Genomic DNA, 16,646 nt, shown 5'->3' on the forward strand with positions numbered 1-16,646 from the left:
TGACAAGGGCGATACTGGTGAGCAGGGCATCCAAGGCGAGAAAGGTGACAAGGGCGATACTGGTGAGCAGGGCATCCAAGGCGAGAAAGGTGACAAGGGCGATACTGGTGAGCAGGGCATCCAAGGCGAGAAGGGTGACAAGGGCGATACTGGTGCTCAGGGCATCCAAGGCGAGAAAGGTGACAAGGGCGATACTGGAGCGCAGGGCATCCAAGGCGAGAAGGGTGACAAGGGCGATACTGGAGCGCAGGGCATTCAGGGCGAGAAAGGCGACAAGGGTGATGCCGGAGCACAAGGTGCACAAGGAAAGAAAGGTGATAAGGGAGACAAGGGTGAAAAAGGGGATGCTGGCGAAGGGTGTTCCATTGAACGTAACGGAAGCCTCATTACGATTACTTGCGGCAACCAAAATGCAATCATCAATCTTAACGAAATTATCGCTAATTCCAATTTAGGAACTTGTTCTAGTGTCAACGAAAATGAGATTAGCCAATATGAAAATACCTACTATATATGCCGTTCCAACATGTGGGTAGAAGCGTCTGTATTGGAATATGACACCTATGGTAAAACTTGTTCGGAAGACGGCTCAATTGTAGATGGAGTGGTTGTTGCAGAAAACAAGTATACGTGTGATGCCGGAACATTTCGCGAAGCCTACGATATGGAAATATCTCTAGGAAAAGCGTGTGGTAGCTATACAAAAGGTGAAGAAATTCGGAAACAAATTACAGACATACTAGATTCTGTGTATGAGTGCTCGTTTGGTTCGTGGTTTGGATATACCGAGAAGCGTGTTTTTGGAACACTTTTGGATGAAAGAGATCAAAAAACATATAAGACCGTTGTCATAGGTGAACAAACCTGGATGGCAGAAGATTTGAATTATGTTGATAGTATAAATTATCCGAGTATGTTAGAAAGAAATTGGTGCTATACGATGTATAATCATTGCTATGGACAAGGTCGTTTATACACATGGGCTGCGGCAATAGACAGTGTAGGAACATTTTCTAACAAAGGAAAAGACTGTGGCTATGGAGTTTCTTGTTTTCCCTCTTCTCCAGTGAGAGGAATTTGTCCCAAAGGATGGCATTTGCCTGATACAACGGAATGGAAAAACTTAATCCTTGAAGTGGGAGGCAAATCAATTGCAGGAAAAATGTTAAAAACAGCAAGTGGTTGGGATGATTACAATGGAAACAGCGGTAATGGCTCTGATGATTACGGTTTTTCCGCATGGCCACAAGGTCAGAGGGAGGCTGTTTACGGTGCTTTTGAAAGAATATGGAAAAATGTAAGGTATTGGTCTTCTACGGGGAGGGCTGGTCCTGGTAATGCTTATACTCTGTCTCTCTCTTATGCTAGTGACAATGCGGATTATGCATGTCAAACGATAAAAAGATATGGGTATAGCGTTCGCTGTATCAAGGATAGATAAAAGGATTTGTAATGGAGTTCACTTCGATGAAAGGACGTAAAGATGATTCAATGCCTAAATTGCAGAGGTTGCCCTAGAATTGGACCATTATCATTGACGGGTGCTTGGCAAAATTGGGGTGATGAATACAACAAAATAGTTAATGAATTTGATTCAATTAAATTGTTGATTGTTGGAGAGTCTCCTTATGAAGAACGAGCCACAGGAATAGCATTCTGCAAACCGACATGGTTTGAATTATTGGACAACAAATATTCTGCATAACCTCTTTTTTGCAGCTTAGGAATAAAATTAGGAAATGCAGCGTATGATGTCGAGCAATATCCTTCGCCTGATAAATTCTTCATTAAACTTGCGCAAAATTATGGCGTAGTATTTGTAAATGCGTGTAATGCTCAAAAACATCGAAACGAAATTTCAAAAACATGGCTAAGTAAAGCCAATTACTCGATTTTGTGTGGATGCAAAGCTCAAAAATTATCATCGGCTGATGCAACTCATTTTCATGTCATTCATCCATCTTCATACAATGAAAATGTAAATCGAACTGAATGGGAAAATGCATGGGGGCATCATGAATCTCTTCTGAATGTGATTAAAAGTAAAAACTCAAATGCAGAAGAAGAAATTCGTGGATTGGTTGGTTTAATCAATGCGGGCTTGTGTAGTGAGGAGCTTACGCGTTAGGGATAGTGACCCCTTGGGGCCGAGACTACAGGCTCGGTGAGCGAAGCGAGTATAGCCCGACCCCGTAGGGGGAACGCCCATAAACAAAGAAGAACCTCGGTTCATCACCGAGGCTTTCTTTAAAGGGAGATCCCCGGTCAAGCCGGGGATGACATCCTGCGGGCTTAAGCCTTCCTGTAGCTCTCCATCGCTTCCACATTTACGCTCTTCACGAAGTTGTAGTGCTTGGCGACTTCGGCTTCGGCGAGGTTCAGGTACACCTTCATGCTCTTTTCGAACAGTTCGGGTGCCTTGGTGGCGTCGCGGAGCATGAGCTGGCTCATCACGCAGTTGGCGGCGAGTTCGTACAAGTGACGGCTGCAGAGGTCGGTGAACTCGTTGTTGTTCGCGGCCTTCACGACTTCGATTGCCTCGTTGAACTTCGCGTCCATGGCCTTCGCGCGGGCCTTGAGGCTCTCGTATTCGGCGGCCACTTCGCCCGCTTCCAGTTCCTCGAGCATCTGGCTGTAGGTGCCGGTGGTGATGTGCGGGAGGGCGGCAACCGTCTGCAGCTGCGTCGTGCCTTCGTAAATGGAGGTGATGCGTGCATCGCGGTAGAGGCGCTGGCAAGCGTATTCGAGCATGTAGCCGGAACCGCCGTGAACCTGGATGCTGTCGTAGGCGTTCAGGTTGGCGTATTCGGAGTTCATACCCTTGGCGAGCGGCGTGCAAGCGGAGGCGAGCTTCTGGTAGAGCTTGAGTTCCGCCTTCTCCTCGTCAGTGAGCTTGCGGGTGCGCTCGATGTCCTCGAGGCCCTTGTAGATGTCCACGTAGCGGGCTGTCTGGTACAGGAGTGCGCGGCCTGCGTCGAGGCGTGCCTTGATGTTCGAAATCATTTCATAGACGGCGGGGAAGTTCACGATGGCCTGGCCGAACTGCTTGCGGTCCTTGGCGTAGGCGAGAGCTTCGTTGTAGGCCATCTGGCTGATGCCCACGGACTGTGCGGCAATGCCGAGACGTGCACCGTTCATGAGAGCCATCACGTACTTGATGAGGCCGAACTTGCGGCGGCCACAGAGTTCCGCCTTCGCGTTCTTATAGACAAGTTCGCAGGTCGGGCTTCCGTGGATGCCGAACTTGTTTTCGATGCGGCGAACGTTCACGCCGCCGTCGCGCTTGTCGTAAATGAACATGGAAAGGCCGCGGCCGTCGTGGGTGCCTTCTTCGGAGCGGGCGAGCACCAGGTGGATGTCGCTGTCGCCGTTGGTGATGAAGCGCTTCACGCCGTTAAGGTACCAGCACTTGTCTTCTTCGCTGTAGGTAGCCTTGAGCATCACGCGCTGCAGGTCGGAACCGGCATCGGGTTCGGTCAGGTCCATGGACATCGTCTCGCCGGCGCACACGCGCGGGATAAAGCGGGAACGCTGGTCTTCGTCGCCGAATTCATACAAGGTCTCGATGCAGTCCTGCAGGGACCAGATGTTCTCGAAACCGGCGTCTGCAGAGGCGATCATTTCGTTGATGGCCGTGTAGGCGGTAATCGGGAAGTTGAGGCCGCCGAAGCGGCGCGGCATCGTGACACCGTTGAGGCCAGCCTTGCGGGTGGCTTCCAGGTTCTCGTAGGTCTTGCTTGCGTAACGCACGCGGCCGTCTTCGCAGTGGGGGCCTTCGGCGTCCACGTCTTCGGAGTTCGGGAAGATGGTGTTCGCGGTGATGTCGCCAGCGACTTCGAGCACGCGGTTGTAGCTGTCTATCGCGTCGGCGTAGTCTTCCGGCGCGTAGTCAAAGCTGTCCTTGTCGGCGTAGCCGTTTTCCTTGAGCTCCACGATGCGCTGCATCAGGGGAGAACTTTCAAGGTTGAACTTAATCTCTGGATGGTCTGTGTAAAAATTCGCCATAATGCCTTTCCCGGTAATCTCTAATAATCATTTTCAAAAATTTGGCTGCGACACTTCGTGCAAGTTCGTCTCTCGACTTGGTAAAGACTTCCAGTATTCACCAAGTCTCGTTCCTGCTTGCGCTCGGTCTCGCTCAAATTTTCTTTATCAAAGCATTTTTAGAGATTACCTTACTTGTTGTTTGCCTTGTAATACTTGATCATCTTCGGGATGACCTCTTCGACGGTGCCGTTGATCACGTAGTCAGCGATAGCGTTGATCGGGGCGTCGGGGTCGGAGTTCACGGAGATGATGATTCCTGAATCCTGCATGCCGGCGAGGTGCTGAATCTGGCCGGAAATACCGCAGGCGATATAGACCTTCGGGCGTACGGTCACGCCGGTCTGGCCAATCTGGCGGTCATGATCGGCAAAGCCCGCGTCGATAGCGGCACGGCTTGCGCCCACTTCGGCGTGGAGTTCCTTCGCCAGTTCGAACAGCATGTCGAAGTTTTCCTTGGAGCCCATGCCGTAACCACCGGCCACCACGATGGGTGCGCCCTTGAGGTTGTGCTTGGCCTTTTCCACATGGCGTTCCAGCACCTTGACCACGTATTCCGTTTCCGGCACGTACTTGGCCACATCGTGCTTGATGACTTCGCCCTTGTAGTTCGAGTCCACGATTTCCTTCTTCATCACGCCTTCGCGCACCGTCGCCATCTGCGGGCGGTGTTCCGGGTTCACGATGGTAGCAACGATGTTGCCGCCGAACGCCGGGCGAATCTGGCAGAGCTGGTTTTCGTAGAACTTCTTCACGCCGCCGATGCTCATTTCGAAGCTGTCGATTTCGAGTTCGGTACAGTCGGCGGTAAGGCCGCTGTGCATGGCGCTGGAAATGCGCGGGCCGAGGTCACGGCCAATCACCGTTGCTCCCAGCAAGCAAATCTGCGGCTGCTCTTCCTTGAAGAGGTTCACCACGAGAGAAGCGTGCGGGTTGGTGGTGTAGGGGAAGAGCCCTTCGGCATCAAACACATGGACCTTGTCCACACCGTAGGGGAACACCTGCTTTTCGATTCCGTCGAGTCCCTTGCCTGCGCAGATGCATTCGAGCTGAACGCCGAGCGTGTTGGCGAGCTTGCGGCCCTTGGACAAAAGTTCGAGGGAAACATCGACAACGGTCGTGCCCTCAATTTCGCAATATACAAATACGTTATTCATAGGCTAGCCAATAATCTTCCCGTCTAAAAGTTCCTTGATAAGTCCTTCGACGTCGGCGTCGCTTGCGGTGAGCGTGCGGCTTTCCTTCGCCTTGAACACGATGTTCTTGACAGCCTTCACGTTCGTCGGCGAACCGGCCTTACCGATCTGGGCAGGGTCTGCGTCGATGTCGGCGGCACCCCACTGCGGAATGTTCAGGTAGGGCTTCTTCGCGATGAGGGCTTCGTACTTTTCGGCATCTTCCGGCTTGCGTTCGGCAACCACCGTAGCGTTCTTGAACTTCATGAGGCGCTTTGCGTTGCGCGGACGGCACGGGGCCGCACTTCCGTTCACGGTCACGACCAGCGGGAGCGGTGCTTCCACCGTTTCCACGCCACCGTCGATGTGGCGGCGGATCACGACCTTACGGGCCTTTTCGTCGAGGGAGAGAATTTCTTCGGCGTAGGTCACCTGGGTGAGGCCGAGCTTTTCTGCAATCTGCGGACCGACCTGTGCGGTATCGCCGTCGATAGCCTGGCGGCCACCGAGGATAATGTCGTAGTCGCCAATCTTCTTGACGGCCTGGGCGAGTGTGTAGCTCGTAGCGAGAGTGTCAGCACCACCGAGCGGGCGGTCCGTCACCACGAAACCTTCGTCGGCGCCGCGGTACAGAGCTTCGCGGACGACTTCGGCAGACTTCGGGAGACCCATGGTCAACACAGAGATGGTGGAACCCGGGAACTGGTCCTTCAAACGAAGGGCTTGCTCCAGGGCGTTCAGGTCTTCGGGGTTGAAGACCGCGGGCAATGCGGCACGATTGATGGTTCCCTGCTCCGTCATGGCATCGGGGCCCACGTTTCGTGTATCAGGTACTTGCTTAGCAAGCACAACGATTTTAAGACTCATATTTGTTTTTTGTTTATGGTTTAGATGTTTGCTCTGTACAAGATACATTTATTTGATGGTGTGGCTACCGGGCAAAGCCTATATTTACCTTGCATGTGTCTTATCTCTTTTTCTGAGCGGAACACCGGTAATCTCTACTGAGTGGATGTAAGAATCACGTAGCATTTTTGACAAGAACGCCGGCGCAACACCCGTTTTTGCTCAGGGGAGGTCGCCGGACAAAAGCTTAAGCAGAAATTGGGCTATATTTAGTGCAAGTTATTCTCGAATGGAGAAACGATGAACATATTGCGTGGATTTTGTGTTACGGCGCTCACCTGTTGCGCGCTTGCATTTTTGGCGTGTTCCGGCAACGAAAGTGCTGGCAAGACGGCCGAAAACCAGCCGATAGGCAACCTTTCCGAAAAACTTGTTGGCAAGTGGATCCATGCCGAAACCGATGGTGCTCCCGTGCTCACCAACCAGAAGTCCGTGAGAACCTTTGCCCTTGAAGATTCTGTCATGAAGGTTTACAACAGCATGGCCCTGAACGATGTGGGTGCATGGTGGGAACACAAAAAGAACATGGATATCGCCATAGACGGCAACCGGATAATCCTGAAGGCGAAATACGACAACGGCAAGTCTGTCACTACCGAAATGATGGTGACCGCTATTACCGACAAGGACATGCGCTTTGACGCCAAGACCACCTTGTTCAATGACGGCGAAGCTTATGCAGAAATTGCCCCGCGGCACGAACGGTTTGTTCGGATAGAAAAGGATTATAGCCAGGAAATACTTGGTGTTTGGGAAGGCCATGTCACCAGTGAGCAATCCGCCTACGACGACCACAAACAGCATCGCTGGGAATACAGGGACGATGGTACCTATTCTTATATGGGTCTAACTGGAGATGGCGAGTGGGAAGACGATGTCAATTCCAAGGGAGATTACTTTGTGGATGGCAACTTACTCTGCACCCGCTGGAAAAATGTGGGAGACAGTACGGAACACCGTGAATGGTGGGAAATTGAATCTATTGAAAACGACGTGATGAACTGGACCGCTCTCCGCAAAAGCGAAAATGATTCCCTTTATACGGCAACCTTCAGCATGCACCGCGTCCAATAGTTGACACTTCTTGTAACCAGCAACTCTAATACATACAACCTAACCCCTAGATCCTAACCCCTAACCCCTATTATGAAATTCAAACGCATTCTTCTCAAACTCAGTGGCGAAGCCCTCGCAGGCGAAAAGGGCCACGGTATCGATAACCAGATTCTCTCCGACATGGCAGAGGAAATTGCCTCCATCGTCAAGCAGGGCGTGCAGGTTGCCCTCGTGATTGGCGGCGGTAACCTCGTCCGCGGCATTTCCGCATCTGCTGGCGGCATGAACCGCGCCCAGGGCGATGCCATGGGCATGCTCGGCACCGTGATGAACGGCCTCGCCATGCAAGATGCTTTGGACAAGCAGGGAATCGACTCCGTAGTGATGTCCGCTATCCGCATGGAACCGGTCTGCGAATTCTTCGACCGCCGCAAGGCACTCAAACTCCTCTCCGCGGGCTCCGTCGTCATTTTCTCCGCCGGTACGGGCAACCCGTTCTTCACCACAGACAGCTGCGCCGCTCTCCGTGCCATCGAGAGCGAGTGCGATGTCATCATGAAGGCCACCAAGGTGGACGGCATCTACACCGCAGACCCGGTGAAGGACCCGACCGCGACCCGCTTCGACGACATCAGCTACAAGGAAGTCATTTCCCGCGGACTCAAGGTCATGGATACCGCAGCGGTCGCCCTCTGCATGGAAAACAACATGCCCATCTTCGTGTTCAAGATGGAAAAGGGCAATTTGACCCGTGCCGCCATTAATGGCGACCTCGGCACCCTGGTCCACTGCTAACCCTCTTCGTCATCCCCGGCTTGACCGGGGATCTTTACGCGGTACTTTCTAGAGATTTTTACTTATATTTAATTTCAGAACGAAACATTAACCTTTTACCTAGTAACTAGTAACTGATAACTACTATGGCAGACTACACCGAAAAAATGGACAAGGCCATCGAGGCCACCGAACGAGAATTTTCCAAGATCCGCGCAGGCCAGGCTAGCCCCGCGATTCTGAACGATGTGCGCATTGACTACTATGGCACGCCCACCCCGATTTCTCAGGTGGCAAAGATTTCCGTGCCCGAACCCCGCATGCTGCTGGTGACCCCTTGGGAAAAGCAGCTGGTCGATACCATCGACAAGGCGATCCTCGCCGCAAACATCGGCGTGACCCCCATGAAGGATGGCAACTGCATCCGCGTGACGCTCCCCATCCTTACCTCTGAACGCCGTCAGGAACTGGCCAAGGTGGCCCGCAAGCACGCCGAAGAAGGCCGTGTGGCTATCCGCAACATCCGTCGCGACGCCAACGATGCCATCAAGAAGAACAAGGACCTGCCCGAAGACGAAGTCAAGAAGCAGCAGGACGAAATCCAGAAGGCCACAGACAAGTATATCGCAAAGATTGACGCTCTCCTTGCCGAAAAGGAAGCGGACCTCCTGAAGGTGTAGTCCGGAGCGGCAGTGGCTAACCAGCTGAGACATGTGGCCATCATCATGGACGGCAACGGGCGTTGGGCCCGTAGTCGCGGTTTGGAGCGTTTTCTGGGGCACCGCAAGGGGACCCAGGCCACCATCGATGCCGTTGAAGTAGGTGTGAACCTCAAGCTGGAACACATGACGCTTTACGTGTTCAGTTCCGAGAACTGGGGCCGACCCAGCAAGGAAGTGGATTACCTGATGAACCTCCTCATCGAGATGGTGGTAAAGGAAATCCCCGACCTCATGGAAAAGAACGTGAAGCTCACGGTCATCGGTAACATGGATCGCCTACCCGAAAAGCCACGGGCAAGTCTCCAGTCTGCCATCGACAAGACGGCAAACAATACGGGCATGCAGTTGAACCTGGCCATCTCGTACGGTGGACGGCTCGAAATCGTGGATGCGGCGAAGGCCATTGCCGCGCAGGTGCAGGCGGGTAAGCTCAAGGTCGAGGATATCGACGAGACCGTATTTGCAAAGAATTTGTACTTAAAGGGCGCTCCCGATCCGGATTTGGTCATCCGCACCGGCGGTGAATTTAGGCTTTCGAACTACCTGCTCTGGCAGGCGGCCTACAGCGAGTTCTATGTGACGGATACGCTTTGGCCCGACTTTACCAAAGAGGAGTTCCTGAAGGCTGTGGAGTTTTTCAAAACCCGCGAAAGAAGGTTTGGGAAGGTGTTGCATGAGTAATCTGGCTCAGCGTTTGATAACGGCGTTTATCGCCATTCCGATAGTGTTCTTTTTGCTGTGGTTCAGCGACTACAGCCGTATCGGGCTTATGTGCTTCTTGGCTGGCGTGGGCGCCTGGGAATGGGCGGGTATGGCATCCAAGATGTACAAGGGGCCGGACACCCGCTATCTTTCTTTTGCGTCGTCCTTGGCTTTGACCCTGGCATGGACGCTCTCCAAGGGCGGCTATTTCGGGCTTCCTGCCGTACCATACGTGGTGGGCATGACTTTCCTGGTGATTTTTGCCATCTACATCGGTGTGGCCTACGCCAAGGTGGAAATTGACCATCTGTTCCCCTGGCTGGTGATGCAGTTGGGAGCTCCGCTATACGTGGGCCTCTGGGGCGGCATGAACGTGCTCATGATGGGCAACGGTCAGGGCCTGGAACATTGCTATGCCTTTATCCTGGTGATGACTTCTGTGTGGATGTGCGACACGGTGGCCTATTTCTTCGGAAAATTCGCCGCTGGCAAGGGCCCCTTCGGGCGTCACCCCTTTGCACCCAGCATCAGTCCCAAGAAAACTTGGGAAGGAAGCGTCGCTGGTTCTATCGCCACCATTGCCTGGGTGGCCTACTGGGCCAAGTGCAGCGCCGCCCTCAGCTGCTTTAGTGTAGAAATTGACTGGACCCGGGCCGTTATTCTCGGCGTGCTCGTCACGGTGGCGGGCCAGGCCGGCGACCTCTTGATGAGCGCCCTCAAGCGCTGGAGCGGAACCAAGGATTCCGGCAACTTGTTCGTGGGTCATGGCGGAGTGCTTGACCGCTGCGATTCGTTCTACCTCGCGGCTCCTGCCCTTTACCTGCTCATGGATTTTTTCAAGAATATTGCTTAATAGGTGGACTTTATGAAATCCAAGTTTCTTGTCGGGGCGTGCGCTTTGGTGATGGCCCTTGGGTTTACCGCATGTGATGACAGCAGTTCTGCAAGCTCTGATACGGGTACGACGACTACGGAACTCGGTGATGGCGACAAGGGTAATGACAAGAATGCCGACAAGCCGGGCGACATCTGCGGAGCCAAGCCCGAAGCGGGTTGCAACTTCAAGAAAGAAGACAAGGTCTGGAAGTTCATATACAAGGACTGGAATTACATTGACATTTACACATGGACTGATGATTCCACTGTTGAATTCAAGGAATGCATGAACGCCTACCACATGGATAGGAACGATTCGACCTACACGAATGTGACTCGCGACGAAATGTTCGAGAAGGTGATGGCTGATTGTGAGTCCTTCGCTGATACCGAAGGCGGAAACTAAGGAATTGTGATTATGAAAAACGTTGTTCTTTTGGGCGCTACCGGTTCTATCGGAACCTCTAGCGTCGATGTGATTTTGCAACACTCCGATATTTTCAAGCTGTATGCCGTTGCCGCCAACAGCAGTGTGGCGAAGGTGGCCGAAATTGTGCGCAAGTTCAAGGTGGAACGCGTGTGCATGTTCGACCCGAATGCAGCGAAAGAGTTGGAAAAGGAATTGGGCATGCCTGTGCTCGCCGGCATGGAAGGCCTGTGCGAACTGGCCGCCGACCCCAAGGCCGATATCATCATCAACGCCCTGATGGGTGCTGTGGGTTGCCTTCCCACCATTACCGCTATCGAACACGGAAAGTATGTGGCCCTTGCCAACAAGGAAACCATGGTCATGGCGGGCCCTGTCATTTGGGACAAGTTGGCGGAAAACCCCAAGTCATTCATTACGCCGATTGATTCCGAACACAGCGCCATTTTCCAGTGCCTTTCCGGACGCCCCGAAAAGGAAGTGGAATTTTTGGAAATTACCGCTTCTGGAGGACCTTTCCGGGAATGGCCTATTGAAAAGTTTGAATCCATCACCGTGGCCGACGCCCTGAATCACCCGGTGTGGAGCATGGGCAAGAAGATTACCATCGACTCTGCTTCCATGATGAACAAGGGCCTGGAAGTTCTGGAAGCCCATTTCTTGTTCCACATTCCTTACGAACAGATCAAGGTGGTGGTTCACCCCCAGTCCATGGTGCATTCCCTGGTGCAGTTCCGGGATGGTTCCTTGATGGCTCAGCTGGGCGCACCCGACATGCGCATTCCTATCCAGGTGGCGCTTACCTGGCCCGACCGCCTGCCGCTGGAGACCAAGCGTCTGGACCTGCCGACGCTCGCGAAACTCACCTTCTTCGAGCCGGACTTTAACAAGTTCCGCTGTCTCGCCCTGGCATTTGAAGCGGGACGTCGTGGCGGTATTGTTCCGGCCATGATGAACGCTGCCAACGAGGTGCTGGTTGATGCCTTCCTCAAGGGAAACCTGAAGTTTACCGACATCCCGAAGCATGTGGAAACCATAATGGCGGGCGCTCCCACGGTTTCTGGCCACCTGACCCTGGACCAGGTTCTCGAAGCCGACGCCGAAGCCCGCAAATTGACCGCTGCGCTTATAAAGTAACTGTTTTGTTACAATAAGGGCAAAAGTTACAATAAGGGCAAAAAACAAAAAAAACGGCACAATGGGCACAGATGTGTCCAAAAAAGTGGCTCATGCTGCTCCTTTCCCGCTCTTTTGAAAATACATTTAAAAGAGTAAGATAAGGAGTTCTTCTATGGTCCGTTTTGGCTTAAAACAGTGCGCCCCCGTGGTCGCTCTTTTGGTCTTTTCGCTAGCCTCTGCTGCGAGTGCCGCCACCGCCTACATTAACCAGGTCGGTTATCGTGTGGGTGATGTGAAGGAATTCACGTTGTTCGAAGGCTCCGGCAATGTGGAAATTGTCGATGCCAGTGGCAAGACTGTATTGACAGTAACTCCGAGCGAAGCTTCGAGTTGGTCCCCTAGCGGCCAAAATGTATCCCGTGTGAGTTTTACGGACTTGAACACTCCTGGTACATATTCCATCAAGGTGGGCGGTCAGGTGGTCCGTTCTGACTTGAAGGTTACTGATAAGCCTTTTGAAGATGTGGCGAAGGCAAGTCTCAAGTGGTATTATTACCAGCGTGCCTCCATGGCTCTAGAAGAAACCTACGCGGGTCAATGGAAACGTGCTGCGGGTCATACGAATCCCTCTGCAAGGCTTCACAACTCCACTGGAGCTTCGGGTTCAATCAATTCCAGCAAGGGCTGGTACGATGCCGGTGACTATGGTCGCTATATTGTAAACTCGGGCATTTCTACCTACACGCTCCTTTCTTTGTACGAGCACTTCCCGGATTATTTCAAGACGCTCAAGTGGAACATCCCTGCCGATGGAAACCTGCCGGACCTGCTTGCCGAAATCAAGTATAACTTGGACTGGATGCTCACTATGCAGGCGAGCGACGGCGCAGTTTACCACAAGTTGACTACACTGCAGTTCCCGGGTGACGTGATGCCCAATAAAGATACGGAACAACTCTATGTTATCGGTAAGGGTACTGCCGCCACGTTTGATTTTGCCGCTGTGATGGCCGTGGCCGCCCGCGTGTACAGGCCCTTCGATGCTTCTTACGCAGATAAGTGCCTGGAGGCTGCCAAGAAGGCCTATGCTTGGGGTGCACAGAATCCGAACGTTCGATTTACCAATCCCTCCGATGTCGGTACGGGAGACTATGCCGACGGCTCCCTCGGCGATGAAAAACAGTTTGCAGGAACGGAACTTTTTATTACCACGGGAGAAGCCTCTTACAAGACGAGTGGTGCCTCGGTAAATGTTCCGGGCTGGGCTGATGTCTCGGGCCTGGCTACATACGGCATGGCAACACATGCTACAGAATTTGGAGGCTCTGCTCAGTCAGCAAAAGATAGCTTGCTCAAAACTGCGAACAATTTTGTAACAAGGACTGCTTCGGGTTTTGGGGTTGTGATGGCATCGAATGACTTTGTATGGGGTTCGAATGCGGTAGCGGCTAATCAGGGTGTGTGGCTCTTGCATGCCTATTATCTGACTGGTGATAAAAAGTATTACGAAGCAGCTGTAAAAGTTTTGGATTATTTGCTTGGCAAGAACCCGCTTGACATGTCGTTCGTGACGGGATACGGTGCCAAGTCTCCGAAAATGCCTCACCACCGCCCGAGTACGGCTGACGGTGTGATGGATCCTGTTCCCGGTATGATTGTGGGAGGTCCGCAGCCCGGTGGTCAGGATATTACTTCTGATTCCTGGGGTTGTAGCAATTACAAGACTGGCAAGCCTGCGACAACCTATACGGATAACCGCTGCAGCTATGCTACAAACGAGGTTGCCATCAACTGGAATGCTCCCTTTGCCTATTTGGCAGGGGCCATAGAGGCGCTCCATGCAGGGTATGCCCCGAGTTTTGCTGTAGATAGAGTGGCCTGGGAAGGCGGCACAGCAGCAATTAAGCCTGCAATTGTCCGTCCATCGAATGCCGAACAGGGCCAGCGCCTGCGTTTTGCTGACCAGATGCTCTATGTTGAGAAGAACGGTAAGCGTTTTGACTTGAAGGGCCATAGGCTGCACTAAATATAAGCGTTGTTGTATTTTACTTTGGCGGGTATAACCCGCCTTCTTTTTTCTACATTTTGCCTTGATGGAATCTATTCTTGACAATGTTTTGATGTTTGTGCTGGGCCTTATCGGGCTGAGTTTTCTCGTGACCATTCACGAGCTGGGCCATTTTTTGGTGGCCAAGTGGAACAATGTCAAGGTAAACACTTTCAGCATCGGCTTTGGCAAAAAACTGATTAAGTTCCGCCACGGCGAAACGGAATATTGTCTGTCGGCCATACCCTTTGGCGGTTATGTGGCCATGGCGGGGGAGAACCCGGACAAGCTTAAAGAAGGCCAAGTTCCCGACGAGCGGGATTTTGTAGCCAAGTCGGTGGGCGCCCGTGCGGCCATCGCCTTTGCGGGACCTTTCATCAACATCGTTTTTGCCTTTTTGCTTTTGATGGTGCTCTACATGGTGGGTGTCGAAGAGGCCGACAACAAGAACCTTATTGTGGGCTTTGTGGCAAACGATTCTTCGGCAGAAATTGCGGGCATTCAGCCTGGCGATACCATTACCGCTATGAACGAAAAGCCCACCCAGGGCTGGGACGATTTTCGGGAACAGATTGGCGTGAGCCTCGGTGCAGAGGTGGTGCTGGAAGTCCATCGGGGTGGCGCTCCGCTGAACATTACCGTGGTGCCGCAGGAACTGGTGATTCCTGCCCAGGATTCTACGGGCAAGCCCATCAAGATGGGCATTGGCGATATCGGGATTTACCCCCGCAACCGCGTCATGGTACGGCTTCCGCCAGTGGCTGGCTCTGCCGCCGAAAAAGCCGGAATTCTCCAGAATGACACCATTTTTGAGATTAACGGTGAACACATTTCCCGCTACGAAGAAGTGGTGCGTATTATTGACGGGAGCAAGGGCGAGCCTGTAAACATTACGGTCATTCGAAACGGCGATACCCTTACCAGGGAACTCACCCCAGTCTATAATGAAGAATACGACCGTTATATGGTGGGAATCCAGATGGGCTACGTGCTTTTCCGCGAGACAAAGATTGTGCGCCGTGGCCCTGTCGAAGCCTTTACGAAAACTTGCGCCACCAGCTGGAAAATGACCACCAGCATCTTCCGCTATTTCAAGCGTATGTTCCAGGGACAGGTCAAGGTCGACGCGTTCTCGGGCCCGGTTTCCATTGTGGCCGTGATGGGTAACGTTTGGATGAGCGGCTTCCAGGACTTCTTGATGCTTTTGGCCCTTATCAGTATAAATTTGGGAGTGATGAACCTGCTGCCCCTGGCTATTACCGACGGCGGGCTCCTAATGTTCCTCGGAATTGAAAAACTCAGGGGAAAACCCCTTTCTACCAAGACCCAGAGCATTATCCAGAATGTCGCCGCCGCCTTCTTCATCAGCTTCTTCGTGTTCATCACGATTCTGGATTTTAGCAAGCTTTCGCTTTTTTTGAAATAAATTTCAAATTTTACTTGACATTTTGTGTCGTCGTGTCGATACTATATTTACAGGCGGGCTATTTTGGCCCAATTCCTGCGAATAGAGGAGAAACATGAAGTTTATACATACGGCAGACTGGCACCTGGGCAACTTGATGCACGACATCGACCGCCAAAAAGAAACCGAGCAGTTCCTCGCCTGGCTCAAGAAACGCATCGTAGAACTCGGGGCGCAGTGCCTCGTAATCTCAGGCGACATCTTCGATACCACCAACCCGCCCATCGAGGCGCGCAGGCAGTATTTCCGGTTTCTCGCCTCCCTGCTCGAAACAAACTGCAAGAACATCGTCCTCATCGGCGGCAACCACGATTCCGGGGCCCTTTTGGATGCCCCGCGCGATCTGCTCGATGCCCTCAATATCCAGATGGTGGGCTCCCTCGGGGAACGCCCCGTAGAGGAACTCGTGAAGGAACTGACGGATGCCAGCGGGAACGTCGTGGGCATCAGCGCCGCAGTCCCGTATGTACGCGAAACGGAACTGCGCCGTTTCAAGCCCGAAGACGCAGTGGATTTCACCCAGAGTACATACTCGGGCATGTACCGTGCCGTTTACGATGCCGCCGAAAAATTGCGCGCCGGCCGCGACATCCCCATCGTGGCAACGGGCCACCTGTACGCCTCCAGGCTGGAAGGTCGCCCCGAAAACGACGAGGGCAGGGACGCGAAGGAACACGGCATGCGCGACATCGTCGGGAACCTCGGGACAATCCCCGTCTCCGTTTTCCCGGAAGGCCTCGACTACGTGGCCCTCGGGCATATCCACTACACCACCATGGTGGCGCGCAACCCGAAGGTGCGGTACTCGGGCTCGCCGTTCGTGCTCGGATTTGACGAAGCAAGCATCCCGCACCATATCCTCTGTGTCGACCTGCAGAAGGGCGCAGAACCCGCCGTGCAGAAAATCGAGACCCCGCAGTACTTCAAGTTCCTGCGCGTATCGGGCTCTGTCGCGGATATCGTCATGCAGCTGAACCAGCTGAAAAATGCGCCCGCAGAAAAGCCCCTGAAGGTGGAAGTCGTGTACGACTACGCTCCGGGCGTGAGCATCAACGAGGCGCTCGAATCCGTGCTGGAAGGCGCCCCATTCGAGGTCGTGAGCAAGAAGGTGAAACGCGCCGACACCCTTGCGGCGGACGCCTTCTCGGACGATACGCTCGAATCGGTCGACGTCCTTACCGACGAAGAAGTTTTCAAGCGTCTCGTGATGAGCAAGACGGGTGCGCCCGAAATGGACGAAAGTATCCAGAAGACCCTCGATGAATACCTCCCGCTTTTCAGGCAGGTGGTCGAAGAAGTCAACAACGAAACCGGCAGCGAGGAGGCCTAATAC

At 53.0% G+C, this 16,646-nt stretch carries 15 protein-coding genes; 12 read left to right on the forward strand and 3 right to left on the reverse strand.

Going from position 1 to position 16,646, the window contains the following annotated elements; translation table 11 throughout:
• On the forward strand, window positions 1-1,441 hold a 1,441-nt coding region (locus IKB43_03510; GenBank protein ID MBR2469209.1), incomplete at its 5' end, for a hypothetical protein.
• 42 nt (window positions 1,442-1,483) lie between these two features.
• Entirely contained in the window at window positions 1,484-1,705 is a 222-nt protein-coding gene (locus IKB43_03515; protein ID MBR2469210.1) for a hypothetical protein, read from the forward strand.
• Window positions 1,706-2,292: 587 nt separating this feature from the next.
• Here IKB43_03515 and IKB43_03520 read toward each other — a convergent pair.
• From IKB43_03520 to IKB43_03530, 3 genes are all read right to left on the reverse strand, one after another.
• Window positions 2,293-4,005 carry an acyl-CoA dehydrogenase family protein gene (locus tag IKB43_03520; protein MBR2469211.1) on the reverse strand — a complete coding sequence of 571 codons (1,713 nt, stop codon included), beginning with the start codon at window positions 4,003-4,005 and terminating at the stop codon, window positions 2,293-2,295.
• 170 nt (window positions 4,006-4,175) lie between these two features.
• Entirely contained in the window at window positions 4,176-5,201 is a 1,026-nt protein-coding gene (locus IKB43_03525; GenBank protein ID MBR2469212.1) for an electron transfer flavoprotein subunit alpha/FixB family protein, read from the reverse strand.
• A gap of 3 nt (window positions 5,202-5,204) precedes the next feature.
• Window positions 5,205-6,086, reverse strand: a complete 882-nt coding sequence (locus IKB43_03530) for an electron transfer flavoprotein subunit beta/FixA family protein (GenBank protein MBR2469213.1) — start codon at window positions 6,084-6,086, stop codon at window positions 5,205-5,207.
• A 279-nt stretch (window positions 6,087-6,365) separates the two neighbouring features.
• Here IKB43_03530 and IKB43_03535 point away from each other — a divergent pair, with 279 nt between their 5' ends.
• From IKB43_03535 to sbcD, 10 genes are all read left to right on the forward strand, one after another.
• Window positions 6,366-7,199, forward strand: a complete 834-nt coding sequence (locus IKB43_03535; protein MBR2469214.1) for a hypothetical protein — start codon at window positions 6,366-6,368, stop codon at window positions 7,197-7,199.
• Between the two features lie 72 nt (window positions 7,200-7,271).
• Window positions 7,272-7,976: a UMP kinase gene (locus IKB43_03540; GenBank protein MBR2469215.1), complete on the forward strand. Its 705-nt coding sequence runs from the start codon at window positions 7,272-7,274 to the stop codon at window positions 7,974-7,976.
• A gap of 125 nt (window positions 7,977-8,101) precedes the next feature.
• A complete protein-coding gene (gene frr, locus IKB43_03545; GenBank protein ID MBR2469216.1) occupies window positions 8,102-8,635 on the forward strand; it encodes a ribosome recycling factor in 534 nt (177 codons plus the stop codon).
• A gap of 12 nt (window positions 8,636-8,647) precedes the next feature.
• Window positions 8,648-9,358 (forward strand): isoprenyl transferase, encoded by a 711-nt coding sequence (locus tag IKB43_03550; GenBank protein MBR2469217.1) that lies wholly within the window; start codon window positions 8,648-8,650, stop codon window positions 9,356-9,358.
• Window positions 9,351-10,232 (forward strand): phosphatidate cytidylyltransferase, encoded by an 882-nt coding sequence (locus IKB43_03555; protein MBR2469218.1) that lies wholly within the window; start codon window positions 9,351-9,353, stop codon window positions 10,230-10,232. Before IKB43_03550 ends, IKB43_03555 begins: the two co-directional genes overlap by 8 nt.
• Before the next feature lie 12 nt (window positions 10,233-10,244).
• On the forward strand, window positions 10,245-10,661 hold the full coding sequence (locus tag IKB43_03560; GenBank protein ID MBR2469219.1) for a hypothetical protein: 417 nt from the start codon (window positions 10,245-10,247) through the stop codon (window positions 10,659-10,661).
• A 12-nt stretch (window positions 10,662-10,673) separates the two neighbouring features.
• Window positions 10,674-11,819, forward strand: coding sequence for a 1-deoxy-D-xylulose-5-phosphate reductoisomerase (locus IKB43_03565; protein ID MBR2469220.1), 1,146 nt, complete (start codon window positions 10,674-10,676; stop codon window positions 11,817-11,819).
• 154 nt (window positions 11,820-11,973) lie between these two features.
• Window positions 11,974-13,827, forward strand: a complete 1,854-nt coding sequence (locus IKB43_03570) for a glycoside hydrolase family 9 protein (GenBank protein ID MBR2469221.1) — start codon at window positions 11,974-11,976, stop codon at window positions 13,825-13,827.
• 64 nt (window positions 13,828-13,891) lie between these two features.
• Window positions 13,892-15,274: an RIP metalloprotease RseP gene (gene rseP, locus IKB43_03575; protein MBR2469222.1), complete on the forward strand. Its 1,383-nt coding sequence runs from the start codon at window positions 13,892-13,894 to the stop codon at window positions 15,272-15,274.
• Window positions 15,275-15,368: 94 nt separating this feature from the next.
• Window positions 15,369-16,643, forward strand: coding sequence for an exonuclease subunit SbcD (gene sbcD, locus IKB43_03580; GenBank protein MBR2469223.1), 1,275 nt, complete (start codon window positions 15,369-15,371; stop codon window positions 16,641-16,643).
• The last annotated feature ends 3 nt before the right edge of the window (window positions 16,644-16,646 follow it).

The organism is Fibrobacter sp. (assembly GCA_017503015.1).
In the GTDB taxonomy this organism is placed as follows: Bacteria; Fibrobacterota; Fibrobacteria; order Fibrobacterales; family Fibrobacteraceae; genus Fibrobacter.

Excerpts from the sequence above, each read along its gene's own strand:
- IKB43_03565 (MBR2469220.1), top strand. The coding sequence starts at position 10,674 with ATGAAAAACGTTGTTCTTTTGGGCGCTACCGGTTCTATCGGAACCTCT.
- IKB43_03525 (MBR2469212.1), bottom strand. The coding sequence starts at position 5,201 with ATGAATAACGTATTTGTATATTGCGAAATTGAGGGCACGACCGTTGTC.
- IKB43_03520 (MBR2469211.1), bottom strand. The coding sequence starts at position 4,005 with ATGGCGAATTTTTACACAGACCATCCAGAGATTAAGTTCAACCTTGAA.
- frr (MBR2469216.1), top strand. The coding sequence starts at position 8,102 with ATGGCAGACTACACCGAAAAAATGGACAAGGCCATCGAGGCCACCGAA.
- IKB43_03555 (MBR2469218.1), top strand. The coding sequence starts at position 9,351 with ATGAGTAATCTGGCTCAGCGTTTGATAACGGCGTTTATCGCCATTCCG.
- IKB43_03535 (MBR2469214.1), top strand. The coding sequence starts at position 6,366 with ATGAACATATTGCGTGGATTTTGTGTTACGGCGCTCACCTGTTGCGCG.
- IKB43_03570 (MBR2469221.1), top strand. The coding sequence starts at position 11,974 with ATGGTCCGTTTTGGCTTAAAACAGTGCGCCCCCGTGGTCGCTCTTTTG.
- IKB43_03515 (MBR2469210.1), top strand. The coding sequence starts at position 1,484 with ATGATTCAATGCCTAAATTGCAGAGGTTGCCCTAGAATTGGACCATTA.
- IKB43_03530 (MBR2469213.1), bottom strand. The coding sequence starts at position 6,086 with ATGAGTCTTAAAATCGTTGTGCTTGCTAAGCAAGTACCTGATACACGA.
- IKB43_03560 (MBR2469219.1), top strand. The coding sequence starts at position 10,245 with ATGAAATCCAAGTTTCTTGTCGGGGCGTGCGCTTTGGTGATGGCCCTT.
- sbcD (MBR2469223.1), top strand. The coding sequence starts at position 15,369 with ATGAAGTTTATACATACGGCAGACTGGCACCTGGGCAACTTGATGCAC.
- IKB43_03540 (MBR2469215.1), top strand. The coding sequence starts at position 7,272 with ATGAAATTCAAACGCATTCTTCTCAAACTCAGTGGCGAAGCCCTCGCA.